The 18,831-nt window shown below is 72.7% G+C and carries 18 protein-coding genes; 2 read left to right on the top strand and 16 right to left on the bottom strand.

Going from position 1 to position 18,831, the window contains the following annotated elements; all coding sequences use genetic code 11:
* Window positions 1-14: 14 nt before the first annotated feature.
* The 12 genes from ACFVYR_RS25995 to ACFVYR_RS25940 form a co-directional block, all read right to left on the bottom strand.
* Complete coding sequence (locus ACFVYR_RS25995; protein WP_384254267.1) at window positions 15-1,583, bottom strand: hypothetical protein; 1,569 nt, start codon at window positions 1,581-1,583, stop codon at window positions 15-17.
* 74 nt (window positions 1,584-1,657) lie between these two features.
* On the bottom strand, window positions 1,658-1,852 hold the full coding sequence (locus ACFVYR_RS25990; RefSeq protein WP_384254265.1) for a hypothetical protein: 195 nt from the start codon (window positions 1,850-1,852) through the stop codon (window positions 1,658-1,660).
* Window positions 1,853-1,980: 128 nt separating this feature from the next.
* Window positions 1,981-2,841: a phosphatidylinositol-specific phospholipase C/glycerophosphodiester phosphodiesterase family protein gene (locus ACFVYR_RS25985; protein ID WP_384254263.1), complete on the bottom strand. Its 861-nt coding sequence runs from the start codon at window positions 2,839-2,841 to the stop codon at window positions 1,981-1,983.
* A 147-nt stretch (window positions 2,842-2,988) separates the two neighbouring features.
* Window positions 2,989-3,663 (bottom strand): ABC transporter ATP-binding protein, encoded by a 675-nt coding sequence (locus ACFVYR_RS25980; RefSeq protein ID WP_384254261.1) that lies wholly within the window; start codon window positions 3,661-3,663, stop codon window positions 2,989-2,991.
* The gene (locus ACFVYR_RS25975) at window positions 3,656-4,567 is read right to left on the bottom strand and encodes an oligopeptide/dipeptide ABC transporter ATP-binding protein (RefSeq protein ID WP_384254382.1); all 912 of its coding nucleotides are present in this window, start codon (window positions 4,565-4,567) and stop codon (window positions 3,656-3,658) included. The genes ACFVYR_RS25980 and ACFVYR_RS25975 overlap by 8 nt, the downstream gene beginning before the upstream one ends.
* A gap of 44 nt (window positions 4,568-4,611) precedes the next feature.
* Window positions 4,612-5,478, bottom strand: coding sequence for an ABC transporter permease (locus tag ACFVYR_RS25970; RefSeq protein WP_384254259.1), 867 nt, complete (start codon window positions 5,476-5,478; stop codon window positions 4,612-4,614).
* 46 nt (window positions 5,479-5,524) lie between these two features.
* On the bottom strand, window positions 5,525-6,490 hold the full coding sequence (locus ACFVYR_RS25965) for an ABC transporter permease (RefSeq protein ID WP_384254380.1): 966 nt from the start codon (window positions 6,488-6,490) through the stop codon (window positions 5,525-5,527).
* A 59-nt stretch (window positions 6,491-6,549) separates the two neighbouring features.
* Window positions 6,550-8,154, bottom strand: coding sequence for an ABC transporter substrate-binding protein (locus ACFVYR_RS25960; RefSeq protein WP_384254257.1), 1,605 nt, complete (start codon window positions 8,152-8,154; stop codon window positions 6,550-6,552).
* Between the two features lie 139 nt (window positions 8,155-8,293).
* Window positions 8,294-9,385, bottom strand: a complete 1,092-nt coding sequence (locus ACFVYR_RS25955; protein WP_384254254.1) for an acyl-CoA dehydrogenase family protein — start codon at window positions 9,383-9,385, stop codon at window positions 8,294-8,296.
* Complete coding sequence (locus ACFVYR_RS25950; protein ID WP_384254252.1) at window positions 9,382-10,569, bottom strand: acyl-CoA dehydrogenase family protein; 1,188 nt, start codon at window positions 10,567-10,569, stop codon at window positions 9,382-9,384. Before ACFVYR_RS25950 ends, ACFVYR_RS25955 begins: the two co-directional genes overlap by 4 nt.
* Window positions 10,566-11,534, bottom strand: coding sequence for an NADPH:quinone oxidoreductase family protein (locus tag ACFVYR_RS25945; protein ID WP_384254250.1), 969 nt, complete (start codon window positions 11,532-11,534; stop codon window positions 10,566-10,568). The genes ACFVYR_RS25950 and ACFVYR_RS25945 overlap by 4 nt, the downstream gene beginning before the upstream one ends.
* Before the next feature lie 87 nt (window positions 11,535-11,621).
* Window positions 11,622-12,236, bottom strand: a complete 615-nt coding sequence (locus ACFVYR_RS25940) for a helix-turn-helix domain-containing protein (protein ID WP_384254248.1) — start codon at window positions 12,234-12,236, stop codon at window positions 11,622-11,624.
* A gap of 159 nt (window positions 12,237-12,395) precedes the next feature.
* On the opposite strand from ACFVYR_RS25940, the gene ACFVYR_RS25935 reads away from it, so the two are divergent.
* A complete protein-coding gene (locus ACFVYR_RS25935; RefSeq protein WP_384254378.1) occupies window positions 12,396-13,454 on the top strand; it encodes an NAD(P)/FAD-dependent oxidoreductase in 1,059 nt (352 codons plus the stop codon).
* 45 nt (window positions 13,455-13,499) lie between these two features.
* Here ACFVYR_RS25935 and ACFVYR_RS25930 read toward each other — a convergent pair whose 3' ends face one another.
* Window positions 13,500-14,429 (bottom strand): LysR family transcriptional regulator, encoded by a 930-nt coding sequence (locus ACFVYR_RS25930; RefSeq protein WP_384254246.1) that lies wholly within the window; start codon window positions 14,427-14,429, stop codon window positions 13,500-13,502.
* 241 nt (window positions 14,430-14,670) lie between these two features.
* Between ACFVYR_RS25930 and ACFVYR_RS25925 the strand changes: the two genes are divergently transcribed.
* Window positions 14,671-15,621: an SDR family oxidoreductase gene (locus tag ACFVYR_RS25925; RefSeq protein WP_384254243.1), complete on the top strand. Its 951-nt coding sequence runs from the start codon at window positions 14,671-14,673 to the stop codon at window positions 15,619-15,621.
* Window positions 15,622-15,680: 59 nt separating this feature from the next.
* On the opposite strand, the gene ACFVYR_RS25920 is transcribed toward ACFVYR_RS25925, so the two are convergent.
* From ACFVYR_RS25920 to ACFVYR_RS25910, 3 genes are all read right to left on the bottom strand, one after another.
* Window positions 15,681-16,514, bottom strand: coding sequence for an enoyl-CoA hydratase/isomerase family protein (locus tag ACFVYR_RS25920; protein WP_384254241.1), 834 nt, complete (start codon window positions 16,512-16,514; stop codon window positions 15,681-15,683).
* 60 nt (window positions 16,515-16,574) lie between these two features.
* On the bottom strand, window positions 16,575-17,333 hold the full coding sequence (locus ACFVYR_RS25915) for a PIG-L deacetylase family protein (protein WP_384254239.1): 759 nt from the start codon (window positions 17,331-17,333) through the stop codon (window positions 16,575-16,577).
* Between the two features lie 97 nt (window positions 17,334-17,430).
* Window positions 17,431-18,732, bottom strand: a complete 1,302-nt coding sequence (locus ACFVYR_RS25910) for an alpha/beta fold hydrolase (RefSeq protein WP_384254236.1) — start codon at window positions 18,730-18,732, stop codon at window positions 17,431-17,433.
* Between the last annotated feature and the right edge of the window lie 99 nt (window positions 18,733-18,831).

Genomic DNA, 18,831 nt, shown 5'->3' with positions numbered 1-18,831 from the left:
TCACGGCTGCGTCGCTACTTCGTGTCGCGCACCGCGACGAGGCCGTTGAACGCGCCGACGTAAGCCGTCCCGTCGGGCCCCAGCGTCACCGGGGCCCAGTTGTTGTCGTAGGCGATGCCCGTACCGGCGAGCTGCTTCCACCGCGTCCCGCCGGTGCGGAAATCGACCGCGGTGAGGTACCAGGCGTCGACGCCGAGGCTGTTGGGCTCCTTCGTGTAGAAGTACAGGAGACCGTTGGCGGTGGAGAGTTTGGGCACGGTGGACGGGGCGCGCACGCCGCTCTCCCAGGTCGTGTCGCAGCCGCTGCCGTCCTCGCGCACGTCGACCCTGCTGACACCGCCGACGACGCTGCGCCCGAAGGTGAGCGAGGTGATGTTCTCGTAGCCGTAGTTGTTCTCGACGACGAGGCTGTCGCCCCAGGTGATCAGCGAGTTGTCGGTGGTGGAGGCGCCGGAGCCGAAGACCGGGACCTTGCAGAGAAGCCGCTCGTCGTCGGGCACGCCGGCGCCGCGCCGGTAGACGAGGACGTTCATGCGGTCGTCGGCGTTGTCGGTGATCGCCACATAGTCGTCGTGTTCGCCGAAGAGGTCGGGCGTGGTGCCTGAACCCTGGTTGACCGAGCCGGGCTTGGTGCCGGTGCCGCGGTCGTACGTCTGGCGCCAGAGAACCTTCGGCGTGCCGTCAGCCGTGGCCCGGAAGCTGTAGAGGGCGTGGTCGGAGACGATCGACACGCCGTCCTCGGCGACGGAGAACGAGTTCTGGATCTCCTCGCCGTCGAGCCGGACGGAGCGGATGTCACCGGACTTCGGGTCGACGGTGCCGACGCGGCCCTGCCGGGTCACCCACCAGATGCGGCCCTCCCAGTCGGGCATGACGGAGGTGACCGGGTCGCACTGCCCGCTCGGGTAGAGGTTCGTCCAGCTGACGCAGTCGTGCGGGACGTGCGCCGTGAGGTCCCACTCCTTGTCGACGACGAAGCGCCAGCCGCCGTCCGCCGCTCGCTCGTGCGCGAGCCGCACGATGTGTTGGCGGGAGTCGGCGAGGACGAGCCGGTCCTCGTTGTCGAGGTAGGAGTAGGCGCCGCCGGACGTGTCCTTGAAGATCCTGGAGAAGTCGAGCCGGGTGATGGCCTCGATGGTCGAGGGCCGCTGCGGCAGCTTGTACTCGGCGAGCGTGTCCAGTGTCCTCGGGTCGAGCAGCTTGACCAGGAAACCCGTGAAGGTGCCGCAGACGGTGACGATGCGCCCGTCGCGGTCGAAGGTGACGGTGGCGCACTCGCCGCCCAGCGCCGCCATCTTCTCGCTGTCGACCGCGGGCCGCTTCCCGAGCGGCCCGCTCCAGGGGTACGTTCCGCTGCCGGCCGCGTCGGCGTGCATGCCGCTGCGGCCGTTGGCGGCGAGGTACGGGTGCTGGGGCGGCGGGGTGCCGGGCAGTGGGCGGGCTTCGGCGGGCGCACCCTCGTAACTCTCGACGAGCCGGTGCCCAGGGGCCTTGGGGATCTCGTCGGCGTACGCGGGGAACGCGAGGGAGACGGTCAGGGCCAGGGTGCTGGCGGGAACGAGACGGCGCAGTCTGCTGGACATGCGCCGAAGCTAGAGCGGTCCCCTTGAAGTGTCCATGAAACAGCGTCAGTTGTTCATGAGACCGCAAAGGAGGCTCATGGCTGGATGCCGCTGACGATGTCGGCGGTGGCCGTCAGGCCGTCCCGGATGGTCGGCGCCATGCTCGTGCTGGCGAGGTAGAAGCCCAGCAGGGCGCAGACGACGGCGTGCGAGACCTTCAGCGCGCCGTTGCGCAGGAAGACCGCCGCAAGGATCACCAGCAGCAGCACGACAGAGATGGAAATGGCCACGGGAATACCTCCTCCGCCACGCGACACCGCGGCTTACGGCCGTCAGTGTGGCGTAGCGGAGGGGGCATCCGGGCCTCTGACCTGTGCTCCGAACGGGTGCTACTTGCCGGAGCGTTGATCGGCGGAGGTCATCCGCCGTGCGCGTCGAGGAACGTCTCCAGTCCCGCCAGGTCGTCGGTGTTGAGGTGGTCCACACCGGCGGCGAGCAGTTCGCCCCAGACCGCGTCGCGCTGCGGACCCGGCAGGTCCGGTGTCGCCCAGAAGCGGACGCGCTGCCCGCGTGCGTGGGCCCGGGAGACGATGCCGCGCAGCTTGTCGCGTTCGGCGGCGGGGAACGGTCCTGTGCCCTGCCACGAGAAGTTGAGGGCCCAGTTGTCGCTGATCAGCGGGACGAACGAGGCGGGGGCAGGGGTTTCGAGGTCGGTCAGGCGGCCGTCGTAGAAGGCGTGCCTGACGCGCTGCGCCTCCATCGGGACGCGCGCCGCGCGGTCACCGGAGACGACGGCGGTGATCGCGCCCCGGCGCACCTTGCCGTGGGCGTACGTCGTGAACAGGCTCCGGTAGGGCCGCAGATGGCGGTGGAGCTCGGTGTACGTCGACGCGCCCTCGGTCTTGATGTCGACGAGCAGCTGGAAGGGCGTGCGGTGGTACCCCCGGTACACGGAGCCGTGGTGGGCGCGCACGCGCTCGGCCAGGGGCCGCAGGTACAGGGACTCCAGGGTGCGGGTGGGGTCGAGGTCGACGGGGTCGTGGGCGACGAGGAGCTGTCCGTCGACGAGGTAGATGTCGGCCTCGACGCTGTTGAAGCGGTGGTCGAGCGCGTCGAGGAGGGGCCTTTGGTGTTCGTAGTCGTTGTGGGCGTGGGCGCGGAGCAGCGGCCGGGGGCGGTGGCCGCGGTCGGCCGCCTGGGCGTATGCGGGTATCGCGATGCTGCCCGCGAGGGCGGCGCCGAGGGTGGTGAGGGCTCTGCGACGGGTGGTGAGGGCCATGTCTGCCTCCCGGGAGGACGGGTCGGAGCGGCGCGCGGGCGCGACGACGGGCGGAACCTCAGTGAGTATGAGGCCCCGCCTGGCTCAGCACACCCCTGCGCCAGGGGAGTTGGCGCTGTCGACGCCGGCCGTTCACGCCTGCTCCGGTCAGCGACGGTCCCGCTCGTGGCCCGCCAGCTCGTCCCAGTGCGCCGTGCGGTCGCACCACCGCTCCAGGAGTACGCGGTCGTGGCCGACGGCAAGGAGGCCCGCGCCGCGCTCGGACCGGTACTCCTCGACGACGTGGACCAGGGCCGCCGTCGTGGAGGCGTCCAGCATCGCCGTCATCTCGTCGCAGATCAGCCAGCGCGGGCGGAGCACCAACGCGCGGGCCAGGCAGGCGCGTTGCAGCTGGCCGTCGCTGACCTCGTGCGGGCGGCGGCCCAGGAGTTCCTTGCCGAGGCCGACGCGGGCCGCGAGGTCCGGGACCAGGGTGGCCGCTTCCCGGCCGCGGCCCACGGCCCGCAGGGGCTCGGCGATCAGGGCGGTGAGCGTCAGGCGCGGGTCCGCGGACAGGCGCGGCTGCTGGAAGACGACTCCGAAGGAGGTGCGCTGCTCGCGGGGCGCCCGGTGGCGCCAACCGGCCGCCCGCGTGCCGTCGATGACGACGTGCCCGGCGTCGGGGCGGTGCAGCAGCGCGGCGACCCGCGCCAGGGTGGACTTGCCGCAGCCGCTGGGGCCGAGCAGGCCCACGGCCTCGCCGGGCGCGATGGTGAGGTCGGCGTCGCGGACGACGGGGGCCCTGCGGTCGTACCCGGCGGTGATGGAGCGCAGTTCAAGCACGGGGTGCCTCCAGCACGTCCGCGTGGGGATGGTGGCAGGCCGCCCCGTCGGTGAGCGCGGGCAGGGTGGCGCAGGCCGCGTCGGCGCGGTCGCAGCGGGCCGCGAAAGCGCATCCGCCGGGAAGCGCGGACAGCTCGGGCGGCATGCCGGGGACGGGGGCGAAGGCGCGCTCGGGCAGGGCGTTCAGGAGGCCGCGGGCGTAGGGATGCCGGGGTCCCGGCGTGCCGAAGAAGTCGCTCGCGTCGGCGAGTTCGACGATGCGGCTCGCGTACATCACGGCGACGCGGTCGGCGATCCGCTGGGCGGCGGTCAGGTCGTGGGTGATCAGGAGCAGCGCGCGGTCGTCGCCGACGTGCCGGCGCAGCTCGTCGACGGTGCGGTCCACCAGGTCGCGGTCGAGGCCCGTCGTCGGCTCGTCGGCGAGCAGCAGCGGCGCGTCGCCGATGAGGGCGAGCGCGGTGGCGGCGCGCTGGGCGAGGCCGCCGGAGAGTTCGTGGGGGTAGCGGTCCAGGTGCCCGGCGGGGAACGCGGCGCGCTCGGCGGCGGCCTCGGCGGCAGCGCGCAGCCGCGGCCTCCGTACGCCGGTGAGCTCGCGCAGGGTCTCCTCCAGCTGGGAGCGCACGGTGCGGACCGGCGTCAGGTGGGCGGCCGGGCTCTGGGGTACGAGGCCGACGCGCCGTCCCCGCACGGTGCGGGCGAGCGTGCGCTCGTCGGCGGTGAGGAGGTCGGTGTCGCCGAGCAGTGCGCTCCCGGCCGTCTCGGCGTTCTGCGGGAGCAGGCCGAGGAGCGCGGAGGCGAGCACGGACTTGCCGCAGCCGCTCTCGCCGACCAGGGCGAGGCACTCCCCCGCCGCGAGGTCGAAGGTGGCGTCGGTGACGGCCGATACGTGGGAGCCGCCGCGCATGCGGAAGCGTACGGAGAGGCCCTCCACGGAGAGGACGGGGACCGTCACAGCATGAGCTCCGATCGGCGCCGGGGGTTGATGCGTTCCCGCCAGGCGCCCGCGAGGCCGGCGATGGCCAGGGTGGGCACGATGATGAACAGGCCGGGGAAGAGGGTGGGCCACCAGTCGCCCGCGAGGAGCGATCCGCGCGCGCTCTGCACGAGCGTGCCGAGACTCGCCTGGTGGGTGGGGAGTCCGAGGCCGAGGAAGGAGAGCGCGGACTCGTGCCAGATGGCGTGCGGCACCATCAGGACGGCGGCGAGCCCGGCCTGCGGCAGGACACCGGGCAGCAGGTGGCGCACCGCGACGCGCAGCCGTGAGGCGCCGCCGGAGATCGCCGCGTCGACGTAGGGCCGCGAGCGCAGCGAGAGGACCTCGGCGCGGACGATGCGGGCGGTGGACAGCCAGTGCGTGAGCGCCACGGAGACGACGACGGGCCAGACGCCGGGCCGGAACATCGCGACGATGAAGATGCCGAGCAGCAGGTGCGGCACGGACGAGAAGACGTCCACGAGACGCATCACGATCCGGTCGACCCAGCCGCCGGATGCGGCGGCGAGTGCGCCGACCGCCGTGCCGATGACGGTGGCGACGACCGCCGCCACGACGCCCACCAACAGCGAAACCCGCAGCCCGTACACGCAGCGCAGCAGCAGGTCCCGGCCGACGTCGTCGGTGCCGAAGGGGTGCGTCAGGGACGGCGGCCGGAGCTTCGCGGCGAGGTCGACGGCCTGCTCGTCGAGGTTGGCCAGCGGCGGTACGACGAGGACGGCGAGGACGATCGCGGCGACGATCACCGCGGAGGTACGCACCCGCCATGCGCGCGTGGAGCGGCGCGAGCCGCGCCGGTCGCGCCAGATGATGTCGGCCATGTGAGGCGCCTGAGGCATGTGAGGCGCCTGCGACGCCTGGGGCATCTCAGCCATCGAATCCCACCCTGGGGTCGGCGAGGCCGTACAGGAGGTCGGCCACGAGGTTGCCGAGCAGGACCGCGGCCGTGGCGAGCGCGGTCAGCGCGGCGAGCAGCGGGAAGTCCACGGAGGTCGCGGCCTGCACGGTGGCCGCGGCGATGCCGGGCCAGCTGAAGACGGTCTCCACGAGGAGCGCGCCGGTGATGAGTTCGGGTACGCGCGAGCCGATGAGGGTGAGCACGGGCAGCATGCCGGAGCGCAGGGCGTGCCCGAGGAGCACGGTCCGTTCGGCGAGGCCACGCGCGCGTGCCCCGCGTACGGGGTCGTCGCCGAGCGCGTCGCCGACCCCCTGCCGCACGTACAGCACGAACCACGGCAGCTGCGAGACGGCGAGCACACCGGCGGGAAGGACCAGGTGGCTCGCGACCTGTCCGGCCGTCACGGTCGAGCTGGCCGTGTCGGTGAGTCCGCCCGAGGGCAGTGCGCCCAGCTTCAGCGCGAAGAGCCAGACGGCGAGGAGGCCGAGCCAGAACGGCGGCGCGGCTTCGAGGGTGTACGCGAGGGAGGTCACGGCGCGGTCGACCCAGCCGCCGGGACGGCGGGCGGCGAGCACGCCGAGGGCGGTGCCGAGCAGGATCGCGACGAGGAACGCGGTCGCGGCGAGCAGCACGGACCAGCCGACGCGCTCGCCGATGGCGTCCGTGACGGGCTGGCGCAGGGTGCTGGAATCGCCGAGGTCGCCGGAGAGCGCCGAGGTCAGCCACTCCCACCAGCGGGCGGTCAGCGGCCTGTCGACGCCGAGGTTGGCGCGCAGCTGGTCGAGGTTCTCCTGCGAGGCGGTGAGTCCGGCCGTGCCCGCGTACGCCTTGACGGGGTCGAAGGGCGATGCGGCGGCGACGGCGAAGACGCCGAAGGTGACGACAAGCAGCACGGGGACGGCGAACAGCGCCCGCCGTCCGGCGAGGCGGGCCATCGGCCCCCAGGGAAGGCGGCGGCGTGCCGTCTTCCCCGGGTCCTCGGGTATCGCGGTCGTCACTTCTTCGGCTGCCAGTCCTCGACGTTCCACCAGGGGCCGGAGGCCAGGCCGTGGTCGTGCGGCTCGACCTGGGTGGTCAGGTCGCCGAACTTCTTGTCGACGACGTAGAGGTGGTCGATGTGCGTGAGGAAGGTGTAGCCGGGGTTCTTCACCAGCTCGCGCTGGATCGTGTCGTAGGCGGCCTGGCGCTCGGCGTGGTCGCCGCTCTTGCGGGCGTCCTCCAGGGCCTTGTCGACCTTGGGGTTGTCGTAGTGCGCCATGTTGTTGAAGCCGTCACCGGCGAGTGAGGACTTCAGGAGCGTGTACTGGTCGAAGTCCGGGTCGGCCGGGGAGCCGCCGCCCGCGAGGACCGCGTCCTTGGGCATGCGGGGCTGGATGACCTCCCAGGTGCCGGACTGCACCTCGACCTTGATGCCGATCTTCTTGGCGTCGGAGGCGTAGGCGAGGGCGTGGTCCTGGCGGAGCTTGTCGCCGGAGAGGTACCAGAGCGGAAACTTCGCCTGGACGCCGTCCTTCTCGCGGATGCCGTCCTTGCCGGGCTTCCATCCGGCGTCGTCGAGGATCTTCTTCGCCCTGGCGGCGTCGAACTTCCGCTCGGTGCCCTTGGTGAACCAGGGGCTGTCGGACGGGACGGGTCCGAAGGCGGCCTTGCCCTCGCCGTACAGGATCGAGTCGACCATCGCCTTGCGGTCGACGCCGACGTCGAGGGCGCGGCGGACGTCGGTGTCGCCCGTGACCTTGTTGCCGCTGGGCAGGGTCACGACGCGGTAGTCGAAGGTCTTGGCGGCGTACGTGTTCTTGCCGCTGTCGTTCTTGTACTTCTTGGCGAGGTTGGGCGGCAGGATCGCGCCGTCGAGCTCACCGGCGTCGAGCCGGGTGGCGCGGATGTCGTCGTCCTTGATGATCGCCATGGTGAAGTTCTTGATCTTCGGAGCGCCGCCCCAGTAGCCGGGGTTGGCCTTGAAGGTCAGCTTCTCGCCCTTGGACCACTTGACCAGCTTGTACGGTCCCGTGCCGACAGGATCGGTGGTGAAGTCGCCGGTGTTCACGTCCTGCTTGCCCGCGATGTGCTCGGGGGCGATGGGCAGCACGGTGCGCTCGGCGAACGGCGCGTAGGGGTACTTGAGGTGGAAGACGACCGTGTCTCCGCCGGAGCCGCCCTTCGCCTCGACGCTCTTGACGGCGTCGAGCTCGGTCTTGGAGGCGTTGTTCGTCTTCTTGTCGAGGATCGTCTCGTAGGTGAAGACGACGTCCTTGGCCGTGAAGGGCTTGCCGTCGCTGAACTTGACGCCCTTGCGGAGCTTGTACGTGTAGGTCTTGCCGTCGTCGGTGACCTTGGGCAGTTCGGCGGCGAGCGCGGGCTTCAGCTTCATGTCGGCGTCGTGCGTGAGCAGCCCGTCGAAGATCTTCGAGTTGCCGTCCTTGCCGTAGCCGAGGAGGGGGCTGAGGGTCTCGGGCTCGTACGCGATGCCGACGACCGCCGAGTCCTTGGCACCCCCGGCGCTGTCGCCGTCGCCCGGCGCCGAGCAGGCGGAGGCGGCGACCGCTGTCGCCACCACTGTCGCCACCGCGCCCGCGCCCCGTATCGATCGGGCCCTCATGCTCCACACCCCTACTGAAGATCAGCCGTAATTGCGAACAGCTCGCAATTATGCACTACGTAATGGTGGCGTAAAACGCGCAGCCCGCACCGGGTAGGTGCGGGCTGCATCAAAGCCTGGGGCGGGGTGCGTCCGGCGGTCAGGGGGCCCGGAGGTCGACCAGGGCGGCCAGCGCTTCGCGGTGGCTTCCGGCCGTGCCGTAGGCGATCGAGTCCGCCTTGGCGCGCTTGAGGTAGAGGTGCACGGGGTGCTCCCAGGTCATGCCGATACCGCCGTGCAGTTGCAGCGCCTCCTCGGCGGCGCGCACCGCCACGGGGGCCGCGTAGGCCTGGGCGAGGGCCGCCGCGAGGTACGGCTCGTCGCTGCCCCTGGCCAGCGCGTCGGCCGCGTGCCGGGCTGCGGCACGGGTGTTGACCACCTCGACCCACAGCTGGGCGAGCCGGTGCTTGAGCGCCTGGAAGGAGCCGACGGGCCGGTTGAACTGATGGCGCTCCTTCACATAGCGCACCGTCTCGGTCAAGCACCATTCGGCGATGCCGAGTTGCTCGGAGGCGAGCAGCCCCGCCCCGGCGCGCAGGCCGAGGGTGACCGCCTGCCGGGCGTCCGGGGCGAGCACGCGCGCGCGGGCGCCGTCGAAGCCGACAGCGGCGAGCGGGCGCGTGGAGTCGAGGGAGGTCTGCGGCTCCACGGTGACCCCGCGGTCCGTGGCGTCGACCGCGAAGAGGCCCGAGTCCGTGGGGACGAGGAACACGTCCGCCGCCCCGGCGTCCGCCACACCTGTCACCCGCCCGTGCAGGGCGCCGCCCTCCTCCCGTACGGCGAACGGCACCTCGCCATGAGCGCACGACAGCGGGAGCACGAGAACGCCCACCGTGCGGCCCGCCGCGAGCGCGGCGAGCAGCTCGCGCGCCGCGTCGCCGTCACACGCGAGCAGCGCCTCGGTCGCCACCACGGCACTGGTGAGGAACGGCACGGGCGCGACGGCCCGCCCCAACTCCTCAAGCACCACGGCGGCTTCGCGGTGCGAGGCGCCCTGCCCGCCGAGCTCCTCGGGGACCAGCAGACCCGCGAGGCCCATGCCGTCGGTGAGGGCCTTCCACAGCTCGCGGTCGTGCGGCTCGGCGGCCTCGGTACGGGCGATCACGCCCGCGGGCTCGCAGCGGTCGGCGAGCAGGGCGCGCACCGCCGAGCGCAGCGCCTCTTCCTCTTCGGAGTACAGCAGGTCGCTCATCGCGCGAGGTCCTTCCAGGCGACGTCCTTGTCGGTGCGCGGCTCGGCGGGCAGGCCCAGAACGCGCTCGGCGACGATGTTCAGCAGGACCTCACTGGTCCCGCCCTCGATGCTGTTGCCCTTGGAACGCAGGTAGCGGTAGCCCGCGTCGCGGCCGGTGAAGTCGACCAGTTCGGGCCGCCGCATCGTCCAGTCCTCGTACAACAGCCCCTCTTCGCCGAGGAGTTCCACTTCCAGGCCGCTGATCTCCTGGTTGAGGCGGGCGAAGCCGAGCTTCATGCCGGAGCCCTCGGGTCCTGGCTGGCCCGCGACGAGCTGCTGGCGCAGCCGCTCACCGGTGAGCCGGGCCACCTCCGCCTCGACCCAGAGCTTCGTGAGGCGCTGGTGGAGGTCGTGGGTGCGCAGGTCGGGGCGGTCGCGCCAGGTCCTGGTGAGCGTGCCGATCATGCCGCCCTCGCGCGGGATGCGCATGCCGCCGATGGAGACGCGCTCGTTCATGAGGGTGGTCTGCGCGACCTTCCAGCCGTCGCCGACCTCGCCGAGGCGGTGCGCGTCAGGGATGCGCACATCGGTGAGGAACACCTCGTTGAACTCGGCCTCGCCGGTGATCTGGCGCAGCGGCCGCACCTCGACGCCCGGGTCGGTCATGTCGCACACGAAGTACGTGATGCCGCGGTGCTTGGGCAGGTCGGGGTCGGTGCGGGCGATGAGGATGGCCCAGCGGGCGCTGTGGGCGCTGGAGGTCCACACCTTCTGGCCGTTGACCACCCAGTCGCCGCTCGCCCCGTCGCGGACCGCGCGGGTGCCGAGCGCCGCGAGGTCGGAACCCGCGCCCGGCTCGCTGAAGAGCTGGCACCACACCTCCTCGCCGGTCCACAGCGGGCGCAGGAAGCGGCGCTTCTGCTCCTCGGTACCGAAGCCGAGCACGGTCGGCGCGGCCATGCCGAGACCGATGCCGATGCGGCGCGGGTCGTTGTCGGGCGCGCCCGCGGCCTCCAGTTCGGCGTCCACGACGGCCTGCAGGGAGCGCGGCGCGCCGAGCCCGCCGAGACCCTCGGGGTAGTGGACCCAGGCGAGGCCGGCGTCGAAGCGGGCCCCCAGGAAGTCGGCGCGGTCCGTCGTGGCGGGCGGGTACGCGGCCAGCAACTCATGGGTTCGGGCGCGCAGTTCGGCGGCGTCGGTCATGCGGCACCTCCGTGCGGCAGGACGACGACGCGGCCCGTCGTGACGCCGTCGGCGACGCGCTGCACGGCGGCTGCGCCGTCGGCCATCGCCGCGCGCTCGCTCACCAGCGGCTTGATGGCCCCCTTGGCGGCGAGCTCGGAGAGCGCCTCGTGGCAGCGCAGGATCAGGCCCGGGCCCTTGGTCTTGTACAGGCCCCAGTGCAGGCCGACGATCGAGTAGTTCTTGACGAGTGCGTGGTTCAGCGCGGGCGAGGGGATGGCGCCGCTGGCGAAGCCGATGACGAGGATGCGCCCCTCGAAGGCCACGCACTTCGCCGACTTGGCGTAGGCGTCGCCGCCCACGGGGTCGTAGATCACGTCGGCGCCGCGTCCGCCGGTCGCCTCCTTGACGGCGCCGATCACGTCGTCGATGCGCCGGTCGATGACGAGGTCGCAGCCGAGCTCGCGCGCGGCCCGCGCCTTGTCCGCGCCGCCGACGACGCCGATGACCCTGGCGCCCGCGGCCTTGCCGAGCTGCACCGCGGCGCTGCCGACACCGCCCGCCGCCGCGTGCACCAGAAGGGTCTCGCCCTCCTGGAGGTGCGCGCGGTGGTGCAGGCCGAACCAGCCGGTCTGGTAGCCGATGTGGAGCGCGGCGGCCTCCGCGTCGTCCAGCGCGTCCGGGGCGGGCAGCAGGGCGGCGCTCTCCGCGACGGCGTACTCCGCGAGGCCGCCGTAGGGCAGCACCGGGTTGGCGATCACGCGCCGCCCGTCCTCGGTCTCACCGCAGATCTCCATGCCGGGTGTGAACGGCAGCGGGGGCCTGACCTGGTACTGCCCCCGGCAGAGCAGCGCGTCCGGGAAGTTGATGTTCGCGGCGCGGACCTTCAGCAGCACCTGCCCCTCGTCGAGCGCGGGGCGGTCCACCTCGGCGAGGCGCATCACCTCGCCCGGCTCGCCGTTCTCGTGCACTTGCCATGCCTGCATGCGGGGCCTCCACGGGGCTGTCGTAGACCGGGCTCGTCCGCATACTAAGCGGTCGCTTGCCCCGAAGGGAACCGTCCGGGAGAACCGTCAGTCCGCGCTCTCCTTACGGGCGGGCCGCGCCCGTACGTGCATGCGCTCCCCCTGCGGCCCGAAGAGGCTGATGTACTCCGCGCCCGCCTCGCTCGTGGCCCCGAACCAGTGCGGGACCCTGGTGTCGAACTCCGCCGCCTCACCGGGGCCGAGCACCACGTCGTGGTCGCCGAGGATCAGGCGCAGCTTCCCGGAGAGCACGTACAGCCACTCGTACCCCTCATGGGTCTGCGGGTCAGGTGCCGCCTTGGCGCGCGCGGGCTCGACGACCTTGTACGCCTGGAGGCCGCCGGGCTGCCGGGTCAGGGGCAGCATGGTGCGCCCGTGCCGCACGATCGGCTTGGCCCGCACGCGCGGGTCGCCGACGGGCGGGGCGCCGACCAGTTCGTCCAGCGGGACCTGGTGGGCGCGGGCGATGGGCAGGAGCAGTTCGAGGCTGGGCCTGCGGTGCCCGGACTCCAGGCGGGACAGGGTGCTGACCGAGATGCCGGTGACGGCGGAGAGGCCCGCGAGGGTGGCACCGCGCTCCTTGCGGATGCGGCGCAGCCGGGGGCCGACCTCCGTGAGGACCTGATCCATCGACTCCTGCTCGGCCGTCTCGTCTTCTCTCATGCCCCCATGATGCAGGGTTTTGCCGGTGCAGCAAAGCTGCTTGTCGAAATTGCACGGACGCGTCATGGTCGGGGCGAGGAGGTGGTCCCCATGACCCGGAACACGACCACGGGCTGGTCCCGAGATGCGCACCAGCACGCGAACGAAAGGCCGACCACGATGGAGAACCAGCACGGCACCGCGCAGGACCAGATGTACGACGTGGTGGTCGTCGGCGGCGGCGCGGCGGGGCTGAGCGCGGCGCTCGTCCTCGGCCGCTCCCGGCGGCGGGTCCTCGTGGTCGACGCGGGCGAGCCGCGCAACGCCCCCGCCGCCCACATGCAGGGCTTCCTGTCGCGGGACGGCATGCCGCCCGCCGAGTTCCTCGCCGAGGGGCGGCGGGAGCTGCGGCGGTACGGGGTGGAGCTCGTCCCGGACCGGGTGGTGGCCGTGACGCCGGACGGCGCGGGCGGGTTCGGCGTCGCCCTCGCGGGTGGCGGCTCCGCGCACGCGCGCCGGATCGTCATGGCGACGGGTCTCGTGGACGAGCTGCCCGACGTGCCGGGCGTCGCCGCGCGCTGGGGCCGTGACGTGCTGCACTGCCCGTACTGCCACGGCTGGGAGGTGCGGGACCAGGCCTTCGGCGTGCTCGCCGCGGAGCCCTTCTCCAGCCACCAGGCGCTGATCATCACGCAGTGGTCCAAGGACGTGACGCTGTTCCTGCACACCGTGCGGGAGCTGCCGGACGCGGAGTGGGAGCGGCTGGCGGCCGCCGGGGTCCAGGTGGTGGAGGGCCAGGTCGCGGGCCTCGCGGTCGAGGACGACCGGCTGACGGGCGTACGGCTCGCCGACGGGCGGGTCGTCCCGCGCTCGGTGCTGTTCGTCGCCGCACGCCCGGTACCCCGCGACGACCTGCTGTCCGCGCTCGGCGCCGACCGCGCGGACACGCCGTTCGGGCCCTACCCCGCGGTGGACGCGACGGGCCGCACCAGCGTCCCGGGCGTCTGGGCGGTCGGCAACGCCGCGGGCCCCATGGAGCAGGTGATCAACGCGGCGAGCGCCGGCTACCGGGCGGGCGTCACGATCAACGCCGAACTGCTCATGGCCGACATCGAGGCGACGGCGGCCCGGCGCCGGGCCGGGGTCTTCACCCCCGAGACGGAGGCGGCGGTGGCTCGGGCGCGAGCGGACGGGCGCGTCCACGGGCTCGTGAGTCAGGGCCTCTCCGGCGGATCCTGAGATCCGTCTCGGCGTGAACCGACGCCTAGTAGTGCTTCGTCAGCTCTACGCGTTCGGGTCGTCGGCTCGGACGCCCTCGTGCTGGAACGCAGCAGCGCAATGCGCCTCCACCGTGCCGGCGAAGGCGCGGGCGAGCGGTGAAAGGGCGTCCCAGCGGCGTACCGCCCAGCCGGTCCACAGGGTGGGCAGGGCGGGGATCGGGACGAGTCGCAGGCCGGGGTGGGCGGCGCCGTGCCAGGCGGGCAGGTCGGGGACGATGGCGTGACCCAGGCCGAGTTCGGCGAGCAGGATCGCGGTGTCCCAGTCGGCGACGCTGGTGTCCGAGGTGGGGGCGGTGCCGGAGGCGGCGAGCCAGGCGTCCAGGCGGGAGCGGGACGTGGCGTTCTCGGGCAGACCGATGAGTCTGATGTCCGTCAAGTCCTCGGTGCCGATACGGGACTTGGCGGCGAGCGGATCGGCGGCGGCGACCGCGAGGACCCAGGGGAGCTCGACGACGGGGCGCTGCTCGATGCCGCGTACCGGCTCGCCCAGCGTGATCCAGGCGAGGTCGAGGCCGCCCGCGAGGAGGGCGTCGAAGCAGCTGCGGCTGGAGTGCGTGGTCTGGAACTCCAGGCTGACGTTGGGGTGCTGGCGGCGGAAGTCGACCACGGCGGTGGACATGAAGTGGCGGACGGTGGTCGACCCGGTGGTGATGCGCACCGATCCCGCTTCGCCGTGCACCAGGTCCCGCAGCCGGCGCAGGGCATGGTCGATGTCGCCGAGACCGCCGGCGGCGGCCGTGTGCAGCAGCTGCCCCGCCTGGGTCGGCACGACACCGCGCGGGTGGCGCTCCAGGAGGGCGACGCCCGTCTCGCGCTCCAGGCGTCTGATGTGCTGACTCACCGCGGACTGGGTGCAGGTGAGGTCGCGTGCGACGGCGCTGAGACTGCCGGTGCGGCAGACGGCGACGAAGACGCGGAGGTCGTCGAGGGTCATGGATGGTGAAGTTACAGCTTGGGGGCGGGCAAGGAAACCCGAGGATTGACTTGACGGTCCGGCAGACGGGACGATCTTCTCGGGCCCAGGGCGGCAACCCGGCCGGGCCCCGGCACCGATCCGGACGGCGCCGGGGTGAGTGCCGGGTGCCGACCCTCCGCATGTCACAACCGACGTCCCGAAAGACCCACGGGGGGACCAGGCATGGAGGTTTCGTCCCGTACGAGGTATCGATGCGCGCATGACCAACGACGAGGCGGGCCACGGGACATACGCCGGAGCCACCGGGGACGGCCGCACCGGTGGACCGGCCGACGCGCTGCCCGGACTCCCGCCCCCTCCCCCGCAGGGCGCCTGCGCGCTGCCGCCCGGTACGTACGACGGCACGGTCGTCCTGGTCACCGGTGGCGGGACGGGGCTCGGCAAGGCCGTCGCCGCGGAGTTCGCGCGGCTCGGGGCCGACCTGGTGATCGCGAGCCGCAACGAGGACCGGCTCCGCGCGGCGCGCGACGACCTCGCGGCGCTGGGCGGGTGCGTGACCACCGCGGTCTGCGACATCCGGGACGCCGAACGCGTCGCCGAGGTCTTCGATGCGGCGCAGGAGGCGTACGGCCTGCCGGGAGTGCTGGTGAACAACGCGGCCGCCAACTTCCCCGTGCCCGCCGAGGACATGTCCCCGAACGCCTGGCGCTCGGTCGTCGACGCCACGCTCACCGGCACGTTCCTGATGACGCGCGAATTCGCCCGCCGCCATCTGGCGGCCGGGACCCCCGGTTCGGTCATCGACATCGGGGCGTCGTACGCCTGGACGGGCGGCCCCGGCTTCGCCCACAGCGCCGCGGCCAAGGCCGGTGTGAAGAGCCTGGTGGAGACGTTGGCCGTGGAGTGGGGGCCGTACGGAATCCAGGTCAACGGCCTGGTACCGGGCCTGATGCCGCACGAAGACATGACAGCCGACATCCGCGACAACCTCGACCGGGCGCGCGACACGGCGGCCCGCCAGCCCGCCCTGCGCGTCGGCCTGCCCCGCGAACTGGGCTGGGCGGCCACGTTCCTCGCCTCGCCGTACGCCCGCTTCATCACGGGCCACACGCTGGTGGTCGACGGTGCGAACTGGCAGCGCAGGGGGCTGGTGAGTCCACCGGTGGTGACGGTGCGCGAGCAGATGGGGAGGGGGGCTTTCGAAGGGTGAGGCCGTCAGGATCTCCGAGGGGGATCCGTAGCGGACGGACGACGGGCCGGAGTTGCCCCCTACTTCCCTTCGAACGTCGCCGCCCGCCCCGCCCCCTTCGCCCCGTACCCCTCCCGGGAGTCCTGGGAGGTGAGCGTGATCGCCGCGTTGGCCGCGACGCGGTCGAGGGCCGCCGCCATGCCCGTGTCGGCGAACGCGTCGATAGCGCGCTTGACGCCCTGCACCGCGAGCGGCCCGTTCGCCGCGATCTCGGCCGCCAAGGCCCGGGACGTCTTGGCCAGTTCGGCGCCCGGGACGACCTGCTGGAGGAGCCGGAGCCGCTCGGCGGTGGCGGCGTCGATACGGCGGCCGGTGAACGCGAGCAGCTTGGCCCAGCCCGCGCCTGCCTCACGCGCGATGCGCAGGTCGCCGCCCGCGTCGACCGCGACGCCGAGCTGCGCCTCGGGCAGCGCGAAGACCGCGTCGTCCGCCGCGATCCGCACGTCCGCCATGAGCGCGAGCTCGAACCCGAAGCCCAGGCAGTACCCCTGCACGGCCGCGACGACCGGTTGCGGAAGCTCCGCGAAGACACGGAAGCGCTCGTGGACCCAGCGCATGGCCTCGTAGTAGTTGCGGACGCGCTCCGCACCGGAGCGGCCGGTGACCGCGCCGCCGGGGGCCGTGATGTCGATGCCCGCGCAGAACGCCCGGCCATCGGCGCGCAGCAGCACCGCCCTGATGGAGTCGTCGAAGCGGATGCGGTCGGCCAGCAGGCCGAGTTGGCGCGTGGACTCCCAGCTCCAGGCGTTGAGCTTGCGCGGGCGGCAGAGGGTGAGGATGCCGAGCCCGTCCTCGACGTCGAGGCGCAGCCGTTCCTCGCCCTCCGGGATGTCCGTGCCGATGGTGTCGATCATCCGCGCTCCCGTTCCCCGGGCCCGACGGGCCTGATGGCCCGTCAGGTTAGGGGAGCGGGCTCACCGACTGAAGACCTCGAACCCCACCGCGGGCTTCCCGCCGAAGCGCGGCGCGAGAGCCTGCGCGTTGCCCGTCAGGAACGAGCGGCAGTACTTCTCGGGGTCCTGGTCGGTCAACGCCTCGATGTAGGTGCGGTGTTCGAGGAGGGAGGCCACCGAGCGCTCGAGACCGGCCGAGGCATCCGCGGCATGGGTGGGTGTCGAAGACCCCGCGACGGCGACCCACCGCACGCCGCCCCACGGTTCGAGGCCCTGCTCCTCGATCAGTTCGGGGAAGATCCAGCGGTTGCCCGCGTCCGCCGCGGCGTCCAGCGTGGCACGGCCGACCGCCACGTGGTCGGGGGTGTTCCAGGCGACGCCGCCCCAGGTGTCGCGGTGGTTGAGGGTGAGGACGAGTTCGGGGCGGTGCCTGCGGATCGCGGCGGCGATGTCGCGGCGCAGCGCCGTGCCGTACTCGACGACACCGTCCCTGTGGTCGAGGAACTCCACGGCCTCGACCCCGACGACGGCGGCGCTCGCCCGTTGCTCACGCTCGCGCAGCGGCCCGCAGGTGGCGGGGTCGATCGTGTCGATGCCCGCCTCGCCGCGGGTCGCCAGGAGGTACGTGACTTCCTTGCCGCCGTCCGTCCAGCCGGCGATCGCCGCCGCGCATCCGTACTCCAGGTCGTCCGGGTGGGCGACGACGGCGAGCGCGCGCCGCCAGTCTTCGGGCATGGGAGTGAGCTGGTCGGCGGGTGTGGCTGAAATCTGCTCGGTCATGCCGGTCAGCCTATCCGTGCGACGCGCCCTGTTCGCATGCCTGTTCCCGGGGAACGCGGACGAGTTGGGGCCCGTGGGCCGAGTCGTGCAGGGGGCCTTACGCCTCGCCGCGGGCCAGCGCGAGGAGCCGGTCGAGGACGCGCGGGCCGCTCACGCGGAGGCCGTCGTGCTCGTACTCGTCGGTGACCCAGGTCCGCAGGCCCCTGATGGTCCGGGCGGTGCGCAGCGAGTGTTCCGTGTCGACGTACAGGTCGTCGTGGTAGACCGCCGCGGCCACCGGCACCTCGTTCGCGGCGAGCCGATCGGTGTCGTACAGGCGCGGCCAGTCGGTGCGCGCGGCGAGCAGCTCCGCGGTCTCGCGCAGGGGGCGCAGCGCCGGGTCGCTGTCGAACATCCAGCGCTGGACGGCCTCCCCGGTGAAGAGCAGCGGAGCGTCGCCCGCCAGGGTCTTCTCCGCGTCGAACTGCGGGAACTCGGCGCGCAGCCGCTCCGCCGACCAGGCGGTGGCCGGGCCGCCCTGGCCGTAGATCGACTCGTGCAGGACGGCGAAGAGCGGGTTGCCCGCGTACGAGAGGGCGGCCCGCAGGTTCTCCTGGAAGGCGTCGGACAGCGCGGGCCCGGCGGGGGTCCGTACGAAGGCGTCCTCAAGAAGGTAGTGCAGCCGGTGGCTGCCGTCGCCCGTGCCGAGCAGCATGCCGAGGGACTGGAGGGCGGGGACGGTCAGCCGGTAGCCGCCTTCGAGGACCGGCTCGTGCTCGGCGATGTGTGCGGCGATGCGGCGGGCCCGCTCGACGTCCTCGGGGTAACGGGCGTAGTGCGCGGCGCTCTTGCAGGCCATGCGCGGGTACGCGGCGCGGTAGACGTCGTCCGCGTGCCCGTCGAGGGTGGGCAGGCCGCCGGTGATGAGCGCCGTCTGAAGGCCCTCGGGCGCGGCCGACAGGTAGTGCGTGGCGCAGAAGCCGCCGAAGCTCTGCCCGAGGACGGTCCAGGGGGCGCCGCCCGTCACCTCCGGGCGGATCGCCTCGCAGTCCCTGACGATCGAGTCGGCGCGGAAGTGGGCCAGGTAGTCGGCCTGTTCGGCGGGGCCGCCGCGCAGCGGGAGCGTCTGGCGGTTGGCGGGCGTGGAGTTCCCCGTGCCGCGCTGGTCGAGGAGGAGGACGCGGAAATCGGTGAGGGCCCGGCCGAGCCAGGATTCGGCGCCGTGGAAGCGGGTGGCTCCGAAGCCGGGGCCACCCTGGAGGTAGATCAGCCAGGGCCGGTCCGCGCCGCCGCGGGACGCCGACACCGCCTCGCGGGCGAAGAGCTCGATCCGCTCCCCCGCCGGATCGTCGTGGTCGAGCGGCACACTGAAGCGGCGGTCGGTGAGAACGACTCCCGGCTGGCGGTACGTGACGGTCAAGGCTGCTCCCGGACGAGGTGAGGAGGTGAGGAGGTGACGGGGTGTCGAGCTGAGGGGATGGCGAGTCGGCGAGTTGGCGAGTTGCGGAACCCTCGCCGT

Origin of the sequence: Streptomyces sp. NPDC058284, from assembly GCF_042881135.1 — a bacterium.
Taxonomy (GTDB): Bacteria; Actinomycetota; Actinomycetes; order Streptomycetales; family Streptomycetaceae; genus Streptomyces.
This window is presented reverse-complemented; position numbering and strand designations above follow the sequence as displayed.

What these genes read in the sequence shown, in the direction of transcription:
- ACFVYR_RS25965 (WP_384254380.1), bottom strand. Translation starts at nt 6,490, where the DNA reads ATGGCCCGCCTCGCCGGACGGCGGGCGCTGTTCGCCGTCCCCGTGCTG.
- ACFVYR_RS25925 (WP_384254243.1), top strand. Translation starts at nt 14,671, where the DNA reads ATGACCAACGACGAGGCGGGCCACGGGACATACGCCGGAGCCACCGGG.
- ACFVYR_RS25920 (WP_384254241.1), bottom strand. Translation starts at nt 16,514, where the DNA reads ATGATCGACACCATCGGCACGGACATCCCGGAGGGCGAGGAACGGCTG.
- ACFVYR_RS25945 (WP_384254250.1), bottom strand. Translation starts at nt 11,534, where the DNA reads ATGCAGGCATGGCAAGTGCACGAGAACGGCGAGCCGGGCGAGGTGATG.
- ACFVYR_RS25995 (WP_384254267.1), bottom strand. Translation starts at nt 1,583, where the DNA reads ATGTCCAGCAGACTGCGCCGTCTCGTTCCCGCCAGCACCCTGGCCCTG.
- ACFVYR_RS25960 (WP_384254257.1), bottom strand. Translation starts at nt 8,154, where the DNA reads ATGAGGGCCCGATCGATACGGGGCGCGGGCGCGGTGGCGACAGTGGTG.
- ACFVYR_RS25985 (WP_384254263.1), bottom strand. Translation starts at nt 2,841, where the DNA reads ATGGCCCTCACCACCCGTCGCAGAGCCCTCACCACCCTCGGCGCCGCC.
- ACFVYR_RS25935 (WP_384254378.1), top strand. Translation starts at nt 12,396, where the DNA reads ATGGAGAACCAGCACGGCACCGCGCAGGACCAGATGTACGACGTGGTG.
- ACFVYR_RS25975 (WP_384254382.1), bottom strand. Translation starts at nt 4,567, where the DNA reads ATGCGCGGCGGCTCCCACGTATCGGCCGTCACCGACGCCACCTTCGAC.
- ACFVYR_RS25955 (WP_384254254.1), bottom strand. Translation starts at nt 9,385, where the DNA reads ATGAGCGACCTGCTGTACTCCGAAGAGGAAGAGGCGCTGCGCTCGGCG.
- ACFVYR_RS25950 (WP_384254252.1), bottom strand. Translation starts at nt 10,569, where the DNA reads ATGACCGACGCCGCCGAACTGCGCGCCCGAACCCATGAGTTGCTGGCC.
- ACFVYR_RS25915 (WP_384254239.1), bottom strand. Translation starts at nt 17,333, where the DNA reads ATGACCGAGCAGATTTCAGCCACACCCGCCGACCAGCTCACTCCCATG.
- ACFVYR_RS25930 (WP_384254246.1), bottom strand. Translation starts at nt 14,429, where the DNA reads ATGACCCTCGACGACCTCCGCGTCTTCGTCGCCGTCTGCCGCACCGGC.
- ACFVYR_RS25940 (WP_384254248.1), bottom strand. Translation starts at nt 12,236, where the DNA reads ATGAGAGAAGACGAGACGGCCGAGCAGGAGTCGATGGATCAGGTCCTC.
- ACFVYR_RS25970 (WP_384254259.1), bottom strand. Translation starts at nt 5,478, where the DNA reads ATGGCCGACATCATCTGGCGCGACCGGCGCGGCTCGCGCCGCTCCACG.